This window comes from Ectopseudomonas toyotomiensis, from assembly GCF_017167985.1.
Lineage (GTDB): Bacteria > Pseudomonadota > Gammaproteobacteria > Pseudomonadales > Pseudomonadaceae > Aquipseudomonas > Aquipseudomonas toyotomiensis.
The window spans coordinates 2,206,318-2,220,361 of the sequence record NZ_CP070505.1; the positions used below are offsets into that span (position 1 = coordinate 2,206,318).

15 protein-coding genes are annotated in these 14,044 nt (G+C 60.4%); all 15 read right to left on the reverse strand.

What is annotated here, in order from left to right; all coding sequences use genetic code 11:
- Positions 1 to 11: 11 nt before the first annotated feature.
- Entirely contained in the window at positions 12 to 623 is a 612-nt protein-coding gene (locus tag JWV26_RS10140) for a LysE family transporter (protein ID WP_074915583.1), read from the reverse strand.
- A gap of 56 nt (positions 624 to 679) precedes the next feature.
- On the reverse strand, positions 680 to 2,038 hold the full coding sequence (glmU, locus tag JWV26_RS10145) for a bifunctional UDP-N-acetylglucosamine diphosphorylase/glucosamine-1-phosphate N-acetyltransferase GlmU (RefSeq protein ID WP_206418971.1): 1,359 nt from the start codon (positions 2,036 to 2,038) through the stop codon (positions 680 to 682).
- Between the two features lie 123 nt (positions 2,039 to 2,161).
- The gene (locus JWV26_RS10150) at positions 2,162 to 2,596 is read right to left on the reverse strand and encodes a F0F1 ATP synthase subunit epsilon (protein ID WP_017676260.1); all 435 of its coding nucleotides are present in this window, start codon (positions 2,594 to 2,596) and stop codon (positions 2,162 to 2,164) included.
- 79 nt (positions 2,597 to 2,675) lie between these two features.
- On the reverse strand, positions 2,676 to 4,052 hold the full coding sequence (gene atpD / locus JWV26_RS10155; RefSeq protein ID WP_064493638.1) for a F0F1 ATP synthase subunit beta: 1,377 nt from the start codon (positions 4,050 to 4,052) through the stop codon (positions 2,676 to 2,678).
- Between the two features lie 30 nt (positions 4,053 to 4,082).
- Positions 4,083 to 4,946, reverse strand: a complete 864-nt coding sequence (gene atpG, locus JWV26_RS10160) for a F0F1 ATP synthase subunit gamma (RefSeq protein WP_072425164.1) — start codon at positions 4,944 to 4,946, stop codon at positions 4,083 to 4,085.
- Between the two features lie 48 nt (positions 4,947 to 4,994).
- Positions 4,995 to 6,539 (reverse strand): F0F1 ATP synthase subunit alpha, encoded by a 1,545-nt coding sequence (gene atpA, locus JWV26_RS10165; protein ID WP_072425163.1) that lies wholly within the window; start codon positions 6,537 to 6,539, stop codon positions 4,995 to 4,997.
- Positions 6,540 to 6,554: 15 nt separating this feature from the next.
- On the reverse strand, positions 6,555 to 7,091 hold the full coding sequence (locus JWV26_RS10170) for a F0F1 ATP synthase subunit delta (RefSeq protein ID WP_074677173.1): 537 nt from the start codon (positions 7,089 to 7,091) through the stop codon (positions 6,555 to 6,557).
- A gap of 12 nt (positions 7,092 to 7,103) precedes the next feature.
- Positions 7,104 to 7,574 (reverse strand): F0F1 ATP synthase subunit B, encoded by a 471-nt coding sequence (locus tag JWV26_RS10175; RefSeq protein WP_072425161.1) that lies wholly within the window; start codon positions 7,572 to 7,574, stop codon positions 7,104 to 7,106.
- An 86-nt stretch (positions 7,575 to 7,660) separates the two neighbouring features.
- Complete coding sequence (gene atpE, locus JWV26_RS10180; RefSeq protein ID WP_003241387.1) at positions 7,661 to 7,888, reverse strand: F0F1 ATP synthase subunit C; 228 nt, start codon at positions 7,886 to 7,888, stop codon at positions 7,661 to 7,663.
- 66 nt (positions 7,889 to 7,954) lie between these two features.
- A complete protein-coding gene (atpB, locus tag JWV26_RS10185; RefSeq protein ID WP_021487440.1) occupies positions 7,955 to 8,773 on the reverse strand; it encodes a F0F1 ATP synthase subunit A in 819 nt (272 codons plus the stop codon).
- A gap of 24 nt (positions 8,774 to 8,797) precedes the next feature.
- Complete coding sequence (locus JWV26_RS10190; protein WP_045733559.1) at positions 8,798 to 9,187, reverse strand: F0F1 ATP synthase subunit I; 390 nt, start codon at positions 9,185 to 9,187, stop codon at positions 8,798 to 8,800.
- Between the two features lie 130 nt (positions 9,188 to 9,317).
- The gene (locus tag JWV26_RS10195; protein WP_072425160.1) at positions 9,318 to 10,187 is read right to left on the reverse strand and encodes a ParB/RepB/Spo0J family partition protein; all 870 of its coding nucleotides are present in this window, start codon (positions 10,185 to 10,187) and stop codon (positions 9,318 to 9,320) included.
- A gap of 11 nt (positions 10,188 to 10,198) precedes the next feature.
- Positions 10,199 to 10,987, reverse strand: coding sequence for a ParA family protein (locus JWV26_RS10200; protein WP_072425159.1), 789 nt, complete (start codon positions 10,985 to 10,987; stop codon positions 10,199 to 10,201).
- Positions 10,988 to 10,998: 11 nt separating this feature from the next.
- A complete protein-coding gene (gene rsmG, locus JWV26_RS10205; RefSeq protein ID WP_175488625.1) occupies positions 10,999 to 11,646 on the reverse strand; it encodes a 16S rRNA (guanine(527)-N(7))-methyltransferase RsmG in 648 nt (215 codons plus the stop codon).
- On the reverse strand, positions 11,643 to 13,535 hold the full coding sequence (mnmG, locus tag JWV26_RS10210) for a tRNA uridine-5-carboxymethylaminomethyl(34) synthesis enzyme MnmG (RefSeq protein ID WP_206418972.1): 1,893 nt from the start codon (positions 13,533 to 13,535) through the stop codon (positions 11,643 to 11,645). Before mnmG ends, rsmG begins: the two co-directional genes overlap by 4 nt.
- Between the last annotated feature and the right edge of the window lie 509 nt (positions 13,536 to 14,044).

Sequence of the window (14,044 nt, forward strand, 5' to 3'; positions counted from 1 at the left end):
GCGTCCGCCGATCAGTTCAACGTCAGTTTGACCCCGAAGCCGACCAGGCACAGCCCGCCCAGTTTCTCCAGTCCCCGCGCGATACGTGGGTTGGCGCGCATGCGCTCGGCGAGAAAGTGCGTCAGCAGCACGATCAGCAGGCCGTAGAGAAAGGTCAGCGCCATGATGGTCACGGCCATGAAACCGAAAGTAATCAGACCCTGATGGCGCTGCGGATCGATGAACAGCGGAAAGAACGCCATGTAGAAGATGATGGCCTTGGGGTTGAAGACGGTGATCACCAGGGTTTGCCACAGGTATTGGCGCGGCTTGATGTCCAGCGTCGGCGCCGCACCCGGCTTGGCCAGGATCATGCGCAGGCCGAGGTAGACTAGATAGGCCGCGCCAAGCCACTGCACCAGATGGAAGGCTGCCGGATAGGCCTTGAGCAACGCGGCGACGCCGGCCACCGCCAACCACAGCAGTACCTGATCGCCAAGCATGATCCCCAGGGTAGAGGCCAATCCACCGCGAATCCCGCCCTTGCCGGTGGACAGGATCAGCGCCAGGTTACCTGGGCCAGGAATGGCCAGCAGGATGATGAAGGCCACCACGAAGGCGGCGTAATCCGTCACACCGAACATACAGGACTGCCTCCGGCAGGTTATCCACAGGCCTGGTCACCCAGGCTGGATCGGGTTCACTTCTTGGTGGGGCGCTTCCAGCCTTCGATATTGCGCTGCTTGGCCCGACCCACTGCCAGCGTATCTGCCGGCACATCGCTGGTCACTACCGAACCGGCACCGGTGGTGGCGCGGTCACCCAGCGTTACCGGTGCGACCAGGGCGCTGTTGGAGCCGATGAAGACGTCCTCGCCCATTACCGTGCGGAATTTGTTGGCACCGTCGTAATTGCAGGTGATGGTGCCGGCACCGATGTTGGTTCGCGCGCCGATTTCGGCATCGCCCAGGTAGCTCAAGTGGCCGGCCTTGGCGCCTTCACCCATTACTGCATTCTTCAGCTCGACGAAGTTACCCACATGAGCCTTGGCGCCCAGTTTGGTGCCAGGACGCAGACGTGCGAACGGACCACAGTCGGCGCCCTCGCCCATCTCGGCACCGTCCAGGTGGCTGTTGGCCTTGACGATGGCACCCCTGCGCAGAACCGAGTCCTTGATCACGCAGTTCGGACCGATCTGTACATCATCCTCGATCACTACCTTGCCTTCGAGGATGACGTTGATGTCGATGGTCACGTCGCGGCCAACGCTCACCTCGCCGCGTACATCGAAGCGATGCGGATCGCGCAGGGTGACGCCCTGGGCCATCAAGCGGCGGGCCAGGCGCTGCTGGTAATGGCATTCGAGCTGAGCCAGCTGGATGCGGTCGTTGGCACCCAGCACTTCCATCTCGTCGGCGGCGCGCTCGGTGGCCACCACTAGGCCATCGGCCACGGCCATGGCAATCACGTCGGTCAGGTAGTACTCGCCCTGGGCGTTGCTGTTGGACAGACGGCCCAGCCAGTCGGCCAGGCGCTTGCCCGGTACGGCGAGGATGCCGGTGTTGCCCTCGCGGATCTGCCGCTGCGCTTCGCTGGCGTCCTTGTGCTCGACGATGGCCTGCACCACGCCATCGGCGTCACGCACGATACGGCCATAGCCCGTCGGGTCAGCAAGCTCGACGGTAAGCAGGCCCAACTGATCATCGCTGACCAGGGCCAGCAGGCGCTGCAGGGTGGCCGTTTCGATCAGCGGCACATCGCCATAGAGGATCAGCACGCGCTCGGCGCTTAACTGCGGCAGGGCCTGGGCCACGGCATGGCCGGTGCCGAGCTGCTCGGCCTGGATGACAAAATTCAGATCATCGGCGGCCAGCCGTTCGCGCACCTTGTCGGCGCCATGCCCGATCACCACCTGGATGCTCTGCGGCTGCAGGCTTCGCGCGGTGTCGATGACATGCCCGAGCATGGGCTTGTCGGCGACCGGGTGCAGCACCTTGGGCAGCGCCGAACGCATGCGCGTGCCCTGGCCAGCGGCAAGAATGACGATATCCAGACTCATAGAAAGCTCCTTGCTGGGCAAGAGTTGGCCGCGGCCAGAGAGCCGCGCGAAGAAAGCGCTATTTTGCCAGAAACGCAAAGGGGCGACCTAAGTCGCCCCTTTGCGTGATACCGCGATACGCGATCAGCGGCTGCGGCCGCCGAACTTCTTGCGCATCTCTTCGATGGTGCGCAGCTGGGCAGCAGCCTCGGCCAGGCGTGCCGAAGCACTACCGTAGTCGAACTCGGTGCCCTTTTCGCTCAGTGCCTTCTCGGCAGCCTTGCGCGCTTCGATGGCAGCGGCTTCATCCAGGTCGCCGGCACGAACAGCGGTGTCGGCAAGAACCTTCACCATGCTCGGCTGAACTTCCAGGAAGCCACCGGAGATGTAGAACACCTCCTCGGTGCCACCCTGCTTGATCACTCGCACCGGACCCGGCTTGAGATCGGTCAGCAGCGGGGTGTGGCCCGGCAGGATACCCAGATCACCGAGGTGACCGTGGGCGATGACCATTTCCACCAGCCCCGAGAACAGCTCTTCTTCCGCACTGACGATATCGCAGTGGACTGACATAGCCATAACAATGCCTCGGTTGAGAGGCCGGATCGGGCTGCTGCCCGCTCCGGCCTGGACGCCCCCTAGAGGGCGCACCCGTTACTTACAGTTTCTTGGCTTTCTCGATGGCTTCGTCGATGCCGCCTACCATGTAGAACGCTTGTTCCGGCAGGTGGTCGTAGTCGCCTTTGAGAATGCCGCTGAAGCCGGCAATGGTGTCCTTCAGGGACACGTACTTGCCCGGGGCACCGGTGAAGACTTCAGCCACGAAGAACGGCTGGGACAGGAAGCGCTGGATCTTACGAGCACGCGATACCAGCTGCTTGTCGTCTTCGGACAGTTCGTCCATACCCAGGATCGCGATGATGTCCTTCAGCTCCTTGTAGCGCTGCAGAACATACTGAACGCCACGAGCAGTCTCGTAGTGCTCCTGGCCGATCACGTTCGGGTCCAGCTGACGGCTGGTGGAGTCCAGCGGGTCAACGGCCGGGTAGATACCCAGGGAAGCGATGTCACGGGACAGAACGACGGTGGCGTCCAAGTGGGCGAAGGTGGTCGCCGGGCTCGGGTCGGTCAGGTCGTCCGCAGGTACGTATACAGCCTGGATCGAGGTGATCGAGCCTTTCTTGGTGGAGGTAATACGCTCCTGCAGAACGCCCATCTCCTCGGCCAGAGTCGGCTGGTAACCTACTGCCGACGGCATACGGCCGAGCAGTGCGGATACTTCGGTACCGGCGAGGGTGTAACGGTAGATGTTGTCGACGAACAGCAGAACGTCACGTCCTTCGTCACGGAACTTCTCGGCCATGGTCAGGCCGGTCAGTGCGACGCGCAGACGGTTGCCTGGTGGCTCGTTCATCTGACCGTAAACCAGGGCTACCTTGTCGAGAACGTTGGAGTCCTTCATCTCGTGGTAGAAGTCGTTACCCTCACGAGTACGCTCACCCACACCGGCGAACACGGAATAACCGCTGTGCTCGATGGCGATGTTACGGATCAGTTCCATCATGTTCACGGTCTTGCCGACACCGGCACCACCGAACAGACCGACCTTACCGCCCTTGGCGAACGGGCAGACCAAGTCGATAACCTTGATGCCAGTTTCCAGCAGCTCGTTGGAGCCAGCCTGCTCGGCATAGCTCGGCGCAGGGCGGTGGATTTCCCACTGCTCTTCTTCACCGATGGGGCCGGCTTCGTCGATCGGGTTGCCCAGCACGTCCATGATCCGGCCCAGGGTCGCTTTACCGACCGGTACGGAGATGGCCTTGCCAGAGCTGTTGACGTCCAGGCCACGCTTGAGGCCTTCGGTCGAACCCATCGCAATGGTACGTACCACACCGTCGCCCAGCTGCTGCTGAACTTCCAGGGTGGTTTCGGCGCCAACTACTTTCAGCGCTTCATAAACACTCGGCACCTTGTCACGCGGGAATTCCACGTCGATGACGGCGCCGATGATTTGAACGATACGTCCGCTACTCATCTTTGGTTCCTCTGAATATTTGAACCGTTCTTAAACCGCGGCAGCGCCGCCGACGATTTCCGAAATTTCCTGGGTGATCGCTGCCTGACGTGCCTTGTTGTAAACCAGCTGCAGGTCTTTGATGAGCTCACCGGCGTTGTCGGTTGCGTTCTTCATCGCGATCATCCGCGCAGCCTGTTCGCACGCGCTGTTCTCGACCACGGACTGATAGACCTGCGACTCGACGTAGCGTACCAGCAGCGCATCCAGCAATTGCTGGGCGTCCGGCTCGTACACGTAGTCCCACAGACCTTTCTGTACGCCTTGCGCATCGCTCGCGGCCAACGGCAACAACTGCTGCACTTCCGGCTTCTGCGTCATGGTGTTGACGAACTTGTTCGACACCAGATACAGACGGTCGATACGGCCCTCGGCGTAGGCATCCAGCACGACCTTGACGCTACCGATCAGGTCGTTGATGGACGGCTCTTCACCCAGCTTGCTGATGGCGGCAACCACGTTGCCCCCGTTGCTGCGGAAGAAGCTCGCGCCCTTGCTGCCCACCACGCAGAAATCAGCCTCGACCTTCTGGTCGCGCCATTCCTTCAGGCTTCTGAGCAGCGCCTTGAACAGGTTGATGTTCAAGCCACCACACAGACCACGGTCCGAGGTCACCACGATATAACCGACGCGCTTTACATCACGCTCCACCATGAACGAGTGGCGGTATTCCGGGTTCGCCTTGGCCAGGTGACCGATCACCTGACGAATACGCTCGGCGTAGGGGCGACCGGCAGCCATGCGCTGTTGAGCCTTGCGCATTTTGCTGACCGCCACTTTTTCCATGGCGCTGGTGATCTTTTGCGTGCTTTTGATGCTCGCAATCTTGCTGCGAATCTCTTTTGCGCCTGCCATTTCACACCTTTTGGTTCAAGCAGGCGGGGGCCGAAGCCCCCGCTGCGGTTACCAGGTTTGGGTGGCCTTGAACTTCTCGATACCGGCTTTCAGGCCAGCGTCGATTTCGTCGTTGAAGTCACCCTTCTCGTTGATCTTCGCCATCAGGTCGGCGTGATCACGCTTGAAGAAGGCGATCAGGGCCTGCTCGAAGCTGATGATCTTGGCGACTTCGACGTCCTGCAGGAAGCCACGCTCGGCTGCGTACAGAGACACCGACATTTCGGCAATGGACATCGGCGCATACTGCTTCTGCTTCATCAGCTCGGTTACGCGCTGACCATGCTCGAGCTGCTTGCGGGTGGCTTCGTCCAGGTCAGATGCGAACTGGGCGAAGGCCGCCAGCTCTCGGTACTGAGCCAGAGCGGTACGGATACCACCGGAGAGCTTCTTGATGATCTTGGTCTGAGCCGCGCCACCTACACGAGATACCGAGATACCGGCGTTGACGGCCGGACGGATACCCGAGTTGAACATGGCCGATTCCAGGAAGATCTGACCGTCGGTGATCGAGATCACGTTGGTCGGAACGAACGCGGAAACGTCACCGGCCTGAGTTTCGATGATCGGCAGAGCGGTCAGGGAACCGGTCTTGCCAGTCACGGCGCCATTGGTGAACTTCTCGACGTACTCTTCGGAAACGCGGGAAGCGCGCTCCAGCAGACGGCTGTGGAGATAGAACACGTCGCCTGGGTAGGCTTCACGGCCTGGCGGACGGCGCAGCAGCAGGGAGATCTGACGGTAGGCAACAGCCTGCTTGGACAGGTCGTCGTACACGATCAGGGCGTCTTCACCGCGGTCACGGAAGTATTCACCCATGGTGCAACCGGAGTACGGCGCGAGGAACTGCAGGGCAGCGGATTCGGAAGCCGAAGCTGCAACCACGATGGTGTTGGCCAGGGCGCCAGCTTCTTCCAGCTTGCGTACCACGTTGGCGATGGTCGATTGCTTCTGACCAATGGCGACGTAGACGCAACGGATGCCGCTGTCTTTCTGGTTGATGATGGCGTCGACGGCCAGAGCAGTCTTACCGATCTGACGGTCACCGATGATCAGCTCACGCTGGCCACGGCCTACCGGGATCATGGCATCGACCGACTTGTAACCGGTCTGCACCGGCTGGTCGACCGACTTACGCCAGATCACGCCCGGCGCAACCTTTTCAACGGCGTCGGTAGCGGCGGCGTTGATCGGGCCTTTGCCATCGATCGGATTGCCCAGTGCGTCAACGACGCGACCCAGCAGTTCCGGACCAACCGGAACTTCCAGGATGCGACCGGTGCACTTGGCGCTCATGCCTTCGGCGAGGGTCAGGTAACCACCCAGTACTACGGCACCTACGGAGTCTTGCTCCAGGTTCAGGGCCATGCCGTACACGCCACCAGGGAATTCGATCATCTCACCGTACATGACGTCGGCGAGGCCGTAGATGCGCACGATACCGTCGGAAACGCTGACGATGGTGCCTTCATTACGGGCTTGAGCGGATACATCAAGCGACTCAATGCGCTGCTTGATGATTTCGCTAATTTCGGAAGGATTCAATTGCTGCATGCCAGTTCCCTCAAATCAGGATTTCAACGCTTCGGCCAGCTTGTTCAGCTTGCCGCGGACCGAACCGTCGATGACCAGGTCACCTGCACGAATGACAACGCCGCCGATCAGGGCGGGATTGACCACGGGCGTGGGCTGGACGGTGCGATCGAGCCGCTTGGAAAGGGCGGCAGCCAGAGTTTGCAATTGCTCAGCACTGAGCTCGAAAGCCGACTCGACCTCGACATCGAGGGCGCGTTCGGCTTCAGCCTTCAGCACTGCGAATTGTTCGCGTACTACCGGCAACAGCGACAGTCGGTCGTTGCTGCCCAGCGAGCGCAGGAAGTTGCTGAACGAAGCGTCGATGTGACCGGCACAGAGCTGCGCCAGCACATTGACTTTCTGCTCATCGGTCAACGCCGGGTTGACCAACTGCTGAGCCATGGCCGGCGCTTGAACCGCAGCCGCGGACAGCGACAGCATGTTCAGCCAGGCATCGGCCTGCTGTGCAGCACTGGCAAACTCAAACGCAGCTTTCGCGTAGGGCCGAGCGAGCGTGTTGGTATTGATCATCGCGAGCCTCGCTTAGAGTTGAGAGGCCAGTTTTGCGACCAGATCGTTGTGCGCAGCGCCGTCCACGGAGGACTGCAGGATCTGCTCGGCGCCGGTGACAGCCAGAGCTGCTACCTGCGAACGCAGTTGATCCTTGGCACGGTTCACTTCCAGATCGATTTCGGCTTTGGCGCCAGCGATCAGCTTTTCACCTTCAGAGCGGGCCTGGGCCTTGGCTTCTTCGACGATTGCGTTGGCGGTCTTGTTCGCCCGATCGAGAATCTCGGCAGCTTGCTCTTTGGTTTCACGAAGCATCTGGGCAGCGCGTTCCTGGGCCAACTGCAGATCGCGCTCAGCGCGCCCGGCAGCATCCAGACCTTCTGCGATTTTCTTCTGGCGTTCCTGCATGGCCAGCGTCAGCGGCGGCCATACGAACTTCATGCAGAACCAGACGAAAATAGCGAAGGCAATCGTTTGACCGAACAGGGTCAGGTTAATGTTCACAGCGATTTACCTCGTGCTATCTCGTGTTCAGGGAAGAAAAGCCTGAAGAGGCAGCACTCATCATGCTGCCTCGAACTCAGGAACTCTTAACCCGCGACAACGAAGATCAGGTACATCGCGATACCAACACCGATCATCGGAACGGCGTCGAGCAGACCGGCCATCAGGAAGGTCTTGGTTTGCAGCTGCGGGCCCAGCTCAGGCTGGCGAGCGGTGGATTCCAGCAGCTTGCCGCCCAGCAGGGCGAAGCCGATACCGGTACCCAGGGCACCCAGACCGATCATGATGGCAGCGGCGATGTAGACGAGTTCCATAGTTAGCTCCAGAGTTTTTAGAGGTTAAGGTTACGAGTTAGGGGTTTTCGGGTTTTTCGATGTTGATCAGTGGTGATCTTCGTGCGCAGCACTCAGATAAACCACGGTCAGCACCATGAAAATGAACGCCTGTAGCGGAATGACCAGGATGTGGAAGATAGCCCATGGCACGTTGAGACCCCACTGAACGTAGAAGGGCAGCAGCGCGATCAGGATAAACACCACTTCACCGGCATACATGTTGCCGAACAGACGCAGGGCCAGGCTCAGCGGCTTGGTCAGCAGGCCGATGATTTCCAGGAACAGGTTGAAAGGAATCAGCGCCCAGTGATTGAAGGGGGTGAACGACAGTTCCTTGGTAAAGCCACCGATACCCTTGACCTTGATGCTGTAGAAGATGATCAGCAGGAACACGCCCAGGGAGATACCGAAGGTACCGTTAGGGTCGGCGGTGGGGACGATCTTGAAGTAGGGCAGACCCATGGCATGGGCCAGGCCAGGAATGTAGTCGACCGGGATCCACTTCAGGCTGTTCATCAAAAACACCCAGACGAAAATGGTCAGGGCCAGCGGCGCAACCAGCGGGTTCTTGCCGTGGAAGGTGTCCTTGACGATGCCCTGGACGAACTCGATGCACATCTCGGCCATGTTCTGCAGGCCGGTCGGTACGCCGGTGACGGCGCGCTTGGCGGCAATGCGGAACAAAGTGATGAAGATCAGGCCCATGAACAGGGACCAGCCCAGAGTGTCCACATGGACAGCCCAGAAGCCCATCGCTTTCACCTCTTCCGGGGTCTGGGCAATGATCCAGCCCTTATCCGGATGAGAGCCGTAGACCAGGTTCTGCAGGTGATGCTGGATATATTCTGCTGGGGTATCAGCCATAAACGCCTCAAACGGTCCAATGCTTCAGAAAACTTTCATGAGTAGGGGGGCACAGGCTGCTGCCAGAAGGCCAAGCAGATAACCGATGAACAGCTGCATCGGTGCAAGTGGTTCAACCCCTACGAACGCCAGTGCAAACAGCACCGCCGTGATAATCCATTTACCCATGGCCCCGGCCCAGATCGACTGGACGATGGCTCGGGCCGAACGCGCGCCAAAGTAACGAAAGGCCTTGAATGCGAAATACGCGTTGGCCAGCAGGGCGATCAGCCCTCCCAGCAATGCCGAATAGGCCGCAACCCATCCGCCACTGACGGCAAAAATCACTGCAATCACAGCCGTCACGATGGCCTGAAGAATCAGGATCGGAAAACCTGGCTGACGATGAAACGGGACCTTACTGGGGATGCCCATCGACCTCTCCCTGCAAGGTGCCGAAGCTCGGCCCGTAGCCGACAAAATTGCGCGGGGAGTATAGGGTTCAGCCTGCGCCCGATCAACCGTGCTGTAGTAGGAGTGAAGTAGGACTACAGACTGAATTGTTTCAACGAATGTGCGCCAGTACACCCTGCAATTCGTCGAGGGAGCTGTAGCGAATCACCAACTGCCCTTTGCCCTTGCTGCCGTGCTTGATCTGCACGGGCGAGCCCAGACGCTCTGCGAGCTTCTGCTCCAGGCGGCTGATGTCGGGGTCGGCCTTGGCTTTGGCCGGGGCAGGTTTGGCGCTCAGCCACTGGCGCACCAGGGCCTCGGTCTGACGAACGGTCAGGCCACGTGCGACAACATGTCGCGCGGCTTCGACCTGCTGTTCGAGGGGTAGACCGAGCAGCGCACGAGCATGACCCATCTCCAGATCGCCATGGGCGAGCAGGGTCTTGATCTCCTCCGGCAAGGCGATCAGGCGCAGCAGGTTGGTGATGGTGACGCGCGATTTGCCCACGGCATCGGCGACCTGTTGCTGAGTCAGCTCGAATTCCTGCTGCAGGCGCTGTAGGGCCACGGCTTCCTCGATCGGATTGAGGTCTTCGCGCTGGATGTTCTCGATCAACGCCATGGCGATGGCGGCTTCATCCGGCAGCTCACGGACCATGGCCGGAATCTTGTCCTGACCGGCCAGTTGGCTGGCACGCCAACGGCGTTCACCGGCGACGATCTCGAAACGACCACCACCGATGGGGCGCAGGACGATGGGCTGCATCACGCCCTGGGCGCGAATGGAGGCGGCGAGTTCTTCCAGAGCGGTCTGGTCCATGTCACGACGCGGCTGGTACTTGCCACGCTGGATCAGCTCCAGGGGCACGTATTGCAGTTCACGGGTGTCGACCTGGGCGGCCTCTTCCTGCAGTGCATTGACGGAGTTGCCGCCGAGCAGTGCGTCCAGACCTCGACCCAGACCTCGTTTCTTCGCAGCCATGCGGATGTTCCTTAAGCGGTAGCGGTTTTCGCGGCGGCGCGCTGACGGCGCACCAGCTCGCCGGCCAAAGCCAGGTAGGCGATGGCCCCACGGGATTGTTTGTCGTAGACCAGCGCCGGCATGCCGAAGCTCGGTGCTTCGGCCAGGCGCACGTTGCGCGGAATCACGGCGTCATACAGCTTGTCGCCGAAGTGTTCCTTGAGCTGAGCCGTGACGTCATTGGTCAGGCTGATGCGCGGGTCGTACATGGTGCGCAGCAGACCTTCGATCTGCAGCTTGGGATTGAGCAGCTGGGCGATGCGCTGGATGCTGTTGACCAGGTCGGAAAGCCCCTCGAGCGCGTAGTACTCGCACTGCATGGGGATGATCACGCCATCGGCGGCGACCAGGGCGTTGATGGTCAGCATGTTCAGCGATGGCGGGCAGTCGATGAGGATGTAGTCGTAGTTCTCGCGGATCGGCGCCAGGGCATAACGCAGGCGGCTTTCCTTCATCTTCATTTCCAGCAGGGCGACTTCCGCGGCGGTCAGGTCACGGTTGGCCGGCAGCAGCTGGTAGCCACCGTGCTCGGAGAACTGCATGGCCTGGCTCAGGTCGCATTCGCCGATCAGCACGTCGTAGATCGAGTGCTCTAGACCATGCTTGTCGACACCGCTGCCCATGGTCGCGTTGCCCTGCGGGTCGAGGTCGATCAGCAGCACGCGGCGCTTGGTCGCCACCAGAGAAGCGGCCAGGTTGATGCACGTCGTGGTTTTGCCCACGCCGCCTTTCTGATTGGCGATCGCGAATACCTTGGCCATCTTCTTTCCCCTTAGACCGAGCGACGCAGTATCAACAGATGGCGCTGGCCTTGGCAACCGGGAACCCGCAACACATGCGTGGCGCTGAGACGGAAGTCCGTCGGCAGGGCCTGCAATTCGTCATCCGGGTGCACGCCTTTCATCGCCAGCCACTGGGTGTCGACGCTGCCGAGGTGGCGCGTCCAGTTGCTGAAGTCTTCCAGGCTGCTGAACGCGCGCGAGCTGATGCCATCGAACGGCTGCTCGGGGCGATACGCTTCGACCCGGTTGTGGACAACCTCGAGGTTGGCGAGTTTCAGCTCCAGCTTCACCTGGACCAGAAAGCGGGTTTTCTTGCCGTTGGAGTCGAGCAGGGTGAAACGCCGCTCGGGGAACATGATCGCCAGCGGCACGCCGGGCATACCGCCGCCACTGCCGACGTCGAGCCAGTTATCCCCAAGCTCGGCCACGAACGGCACTACCGACAGGCTGTCGAGCAAGTGGCGCGAGACCATCTCGTCGGGATCGCGCACGGCGGTGAGGTTGTAGGCCTTGTTCCACTTGATCAGCAGGCCCAGATAGGCGAGCAGTTGTTCCTGCTGCTGCGCGCTGAGTTCGATACCCAGTTCGCGGGCACCCTGCTGCAGTTCTTCGGCGTGACGCTGAGTGACCGACATCAGGCGCTCTGCTCCAGCTTCTGTCCCGCGCTGCGTTTTTTCAGGTGAATCAGCAGCAGGGAAATAGCCGCCGGAGTGACCCCAGGGATACGTGAGGCCTGACCGAGTGTCGCCGGGCGAGTGTTGCCGAGCTTGAACTGGATCTCCTTGGACAGCCCGGAGATCGAGGCATAGTCCAGATCATCCGGCAGCTTGGTGTCCTCACTGGCCCGTAGCTTGGCGATTTCGTCCTGCTGGCGGTCGATATAGCCGGCGTACTTGGTCTTGATCTCGACCTGCTCGGCCACCTGGTTATCCACAACCGGCGCGTCGGTCAGCTCGACCAGGGTGGCGTAGTCGATCTCCGGGCGAGCCAGCAGGTTGAGCAGGTTGTATTCGTGGGCCAGCGGCGTGCCGAAACGTGCGGCGATGGCATCGCCCTGCGGCGTGCCCGGGCGCACCCAGGTGCTCTTCAGGCGCTGCTCTTCCTGCACGATGCCTTCACGCTTGGCCTCGAAAGCGGCCCAGCGCTCATCGTCGATCAGGCCCAGCTCGCGGCCTTTCTCGGTCAGGCGCAGGTCGGCGTTGTCCTCGCGCAGGATCAGCCGGTATTCGGCGCGCGAGGTGAACATGCGGTACGGCTCCTGGGTGCCTAGGGTGATCAGGTCGTCGACCAGCACGCCGATGTAGGCTTCGTCACGACGGGGGCACCAGGCTTCTTTGCCCTGCGCGCGCAGGGCAGCGTTGCAGCCCGCCAGCAGGCCTTGAGCACCGGCTTCTTCGTAGCCGGTAGTGCCATTGATCTGGCCAGCGAAGAACAGGCCGGCGATGACCTTGGTTTCCAGGCTGTACTTGAGATCGCGCGGGTCGAAGTAATCGTATTCGATGGCGTAACCGGGACGCACGATATGCGCGTTCTCCATGCCACGGATGCTACGCACGATCTCCAGCTGCACGTCGAACGGCAGCGAGGTAGAGATGCCGTTGGGATACAGCTCATGGGTGGTCAGGCCTTCCGGCTCGATGAACACCTGGTGGCTGTCCTTGTCGGCGAAGCGGTGAATCTTGTCTTCGATCGACGGGCAATAACGCGGGCCAACACCTTCGATCACTCCAGAGTACATCGGCGAGCGATCGAGGTTGGCGGCGATGATCTCGTGGGTACGCGCGTTGGTGTGGGTGATCCAGCAGCTGATCTGCTTGGGCTGATGCTCACGCTTGCCGAGGAAGGACATCAGCGGCGTGGGGGTATCACCCGGTTGCTCGGTCATCACCGAGAAATCCACCGAACGACCGTCGATGCGTGGTGGCGTACCGGTTTTCAGGCGACCGACGCGCAGTGGCAACTCACGCAGGCGATGCGCCAGAGCGATGGAGGGCGGATCACCGGCACGGCCGCCGGAGTAGTTCTGCAGACCAATGTGGATAAGTCCGCCGAGGAATGTGCCTGTGGTCAAAACCACGGAATCCGCATGGAACCTCAGGCCCATCTGGGTGACCACGCCTTTGACTGTGGCGTTTTCCACAATCAGGTCATCGGCGGCTTGTTGAAAAATCCACAGGTTGGCCTGGTTTTCCAGAATCTCGCGCACCGCAGCCTTGTACAGCACGCGGTCTGCCTGTGCGCGGGTCGCACGTACGGCTGGGCCCTTACGGCTGTTGAGGATACGGAACTGGATGCCGCCCTTGTCGGTAGCGATGGCCATGGCGCCACCCAGGGCATCGATTTCCTTGACCAGATGGCTCTTGCCGATCCCGCCAATGGCCGGGTTGCAGCTCATCTGGCCGAGGGTCTCGACATTGTGGGTGAGCAGCAGGGTCTTCACGCCCATGCGTGCCGCAGCCAGGGCTGCTTCGGTACCGGCATGACCGCCACCGATCACGATCACGTCAAAACGGGAAGGGAAATCCACCACGCACCTCGTGCCTGTTGAGAAGGGGTCTGAAAGAAAGGCGGCAAGTATAGGGACTTAAGCCTCTTGAATGAAGCCTTCTGCACAAAAAATAGCCAGCAGATTGGCTGTGTTCCTCTCTCTTCGAGCCTTTACCTGATGACCCCTTCCTGATGAAAAGTACACTCAGGCTCATAAAGAATAGAAAAGAGAGATTTTTTATAAAGCTTGTTCTTTATGTTTATGTATAGAGGGAGCCTTTTCTGTGGATAAAGCTTTACAAGCCTTGCGGCTACTGGTGTACAGCGAATAATAAGCCTGTGTCATTCCTGCTCGGTTCCGCTGGGCAAGCTGCTGAACCACTGTGGATGAAAGTGCCGGTTACCCACAGGGGTAGTTACGCCCAGCTTTGTCATAGGGTTATGGGCAGGGTTCAGGGCCTGTTTTCCACAGGGTTTATTTCGCTATGAATAACTCTTCAGAGCCCCCGGATTTCGGCTGAAAACCGGGCATTTTCACAGTGCCGTAGT

Coding starts and splice junctions, on each gene's coding strand:
- JWV26_RS10140 (WP_074915583.1), bottom strand. CDS start 623: ATGTTCGGTGTGACGGATTACGCCGCCTTCGTGGTGGCCTTCATCATC.
- glmU (WP_206418971.1), bottom strand. CDS start 2,038: ATGAGTCTGGATATCGTCATTCTTGCCGCTGGCCAGGGCACGCGCATG.
- JWV26_RS10150 (WP_017676260.1), bottom strand. CDS start 2,596: ATGGCTATGTCAGTCCACTGCGATATCGTCAGTGCGGAAGAAGAGCTG.
- atpD (WP_064493638.1), bottom strand. CDS start 4,052: ATGAGTAGCGGACGTATCGTTCAAATCATCGGCGCCGTCATCGACGTG.
- atpG (WP_072425164.1), bottom strand. CDS start 4,946: ATGGCAGGCGCAAAAGAGATTCGCAGCAAGATTGCGAGCATCAAAAGC.
- atpA (WP_072425163.1), bottom strand. CDS start 6,539: ATGCAGCAATTGAATCCTTCCGAAATTAGCGAAATCATCAAGCAGCGC.
- JWV26_RS10170 (WP_074677173.1), bottom strand. CDS start 7,091: ATGATCAATACCAACACGCTCGCTCGGCCCTACGCGAAAGCTGCGTTT.
- atpE (WP_003241387.1), bottom strand. CDS start 7,888: ATGGAACTCGTCTACATCGCCGCTGCCATCATGATCGGTCTGGGTGCC.
- atpB (WP_021487440.1), bottom strand. CDS start 8,773: ATGGCTGATACCCCAGCAGAATATATCCAGCATCACCTGCAGAACCTG.
- JWV26_RS10190 (WP_045733559.1), bottom strand. CDS start 9,187: ATGGGCATCCCCAGTAAGGTCCCGTTTCATCGTCAGCCAGGTTTTCCG.
- JWV26_RS10195 (WP_072425160.1), bottom strand. CDS start 10,187: ATGGCTGCGAAGAAACGAGGTCTGGGTCGAGGTCTGGACGCACTGCTC.
- JWV26_RS10200 (WP_072425159.1), bottom strand. CDS start 10,987: ATGGCCAAGGTATTCGCGATCGCCAATCAGAAAGGCGGCGTGGGCAAA.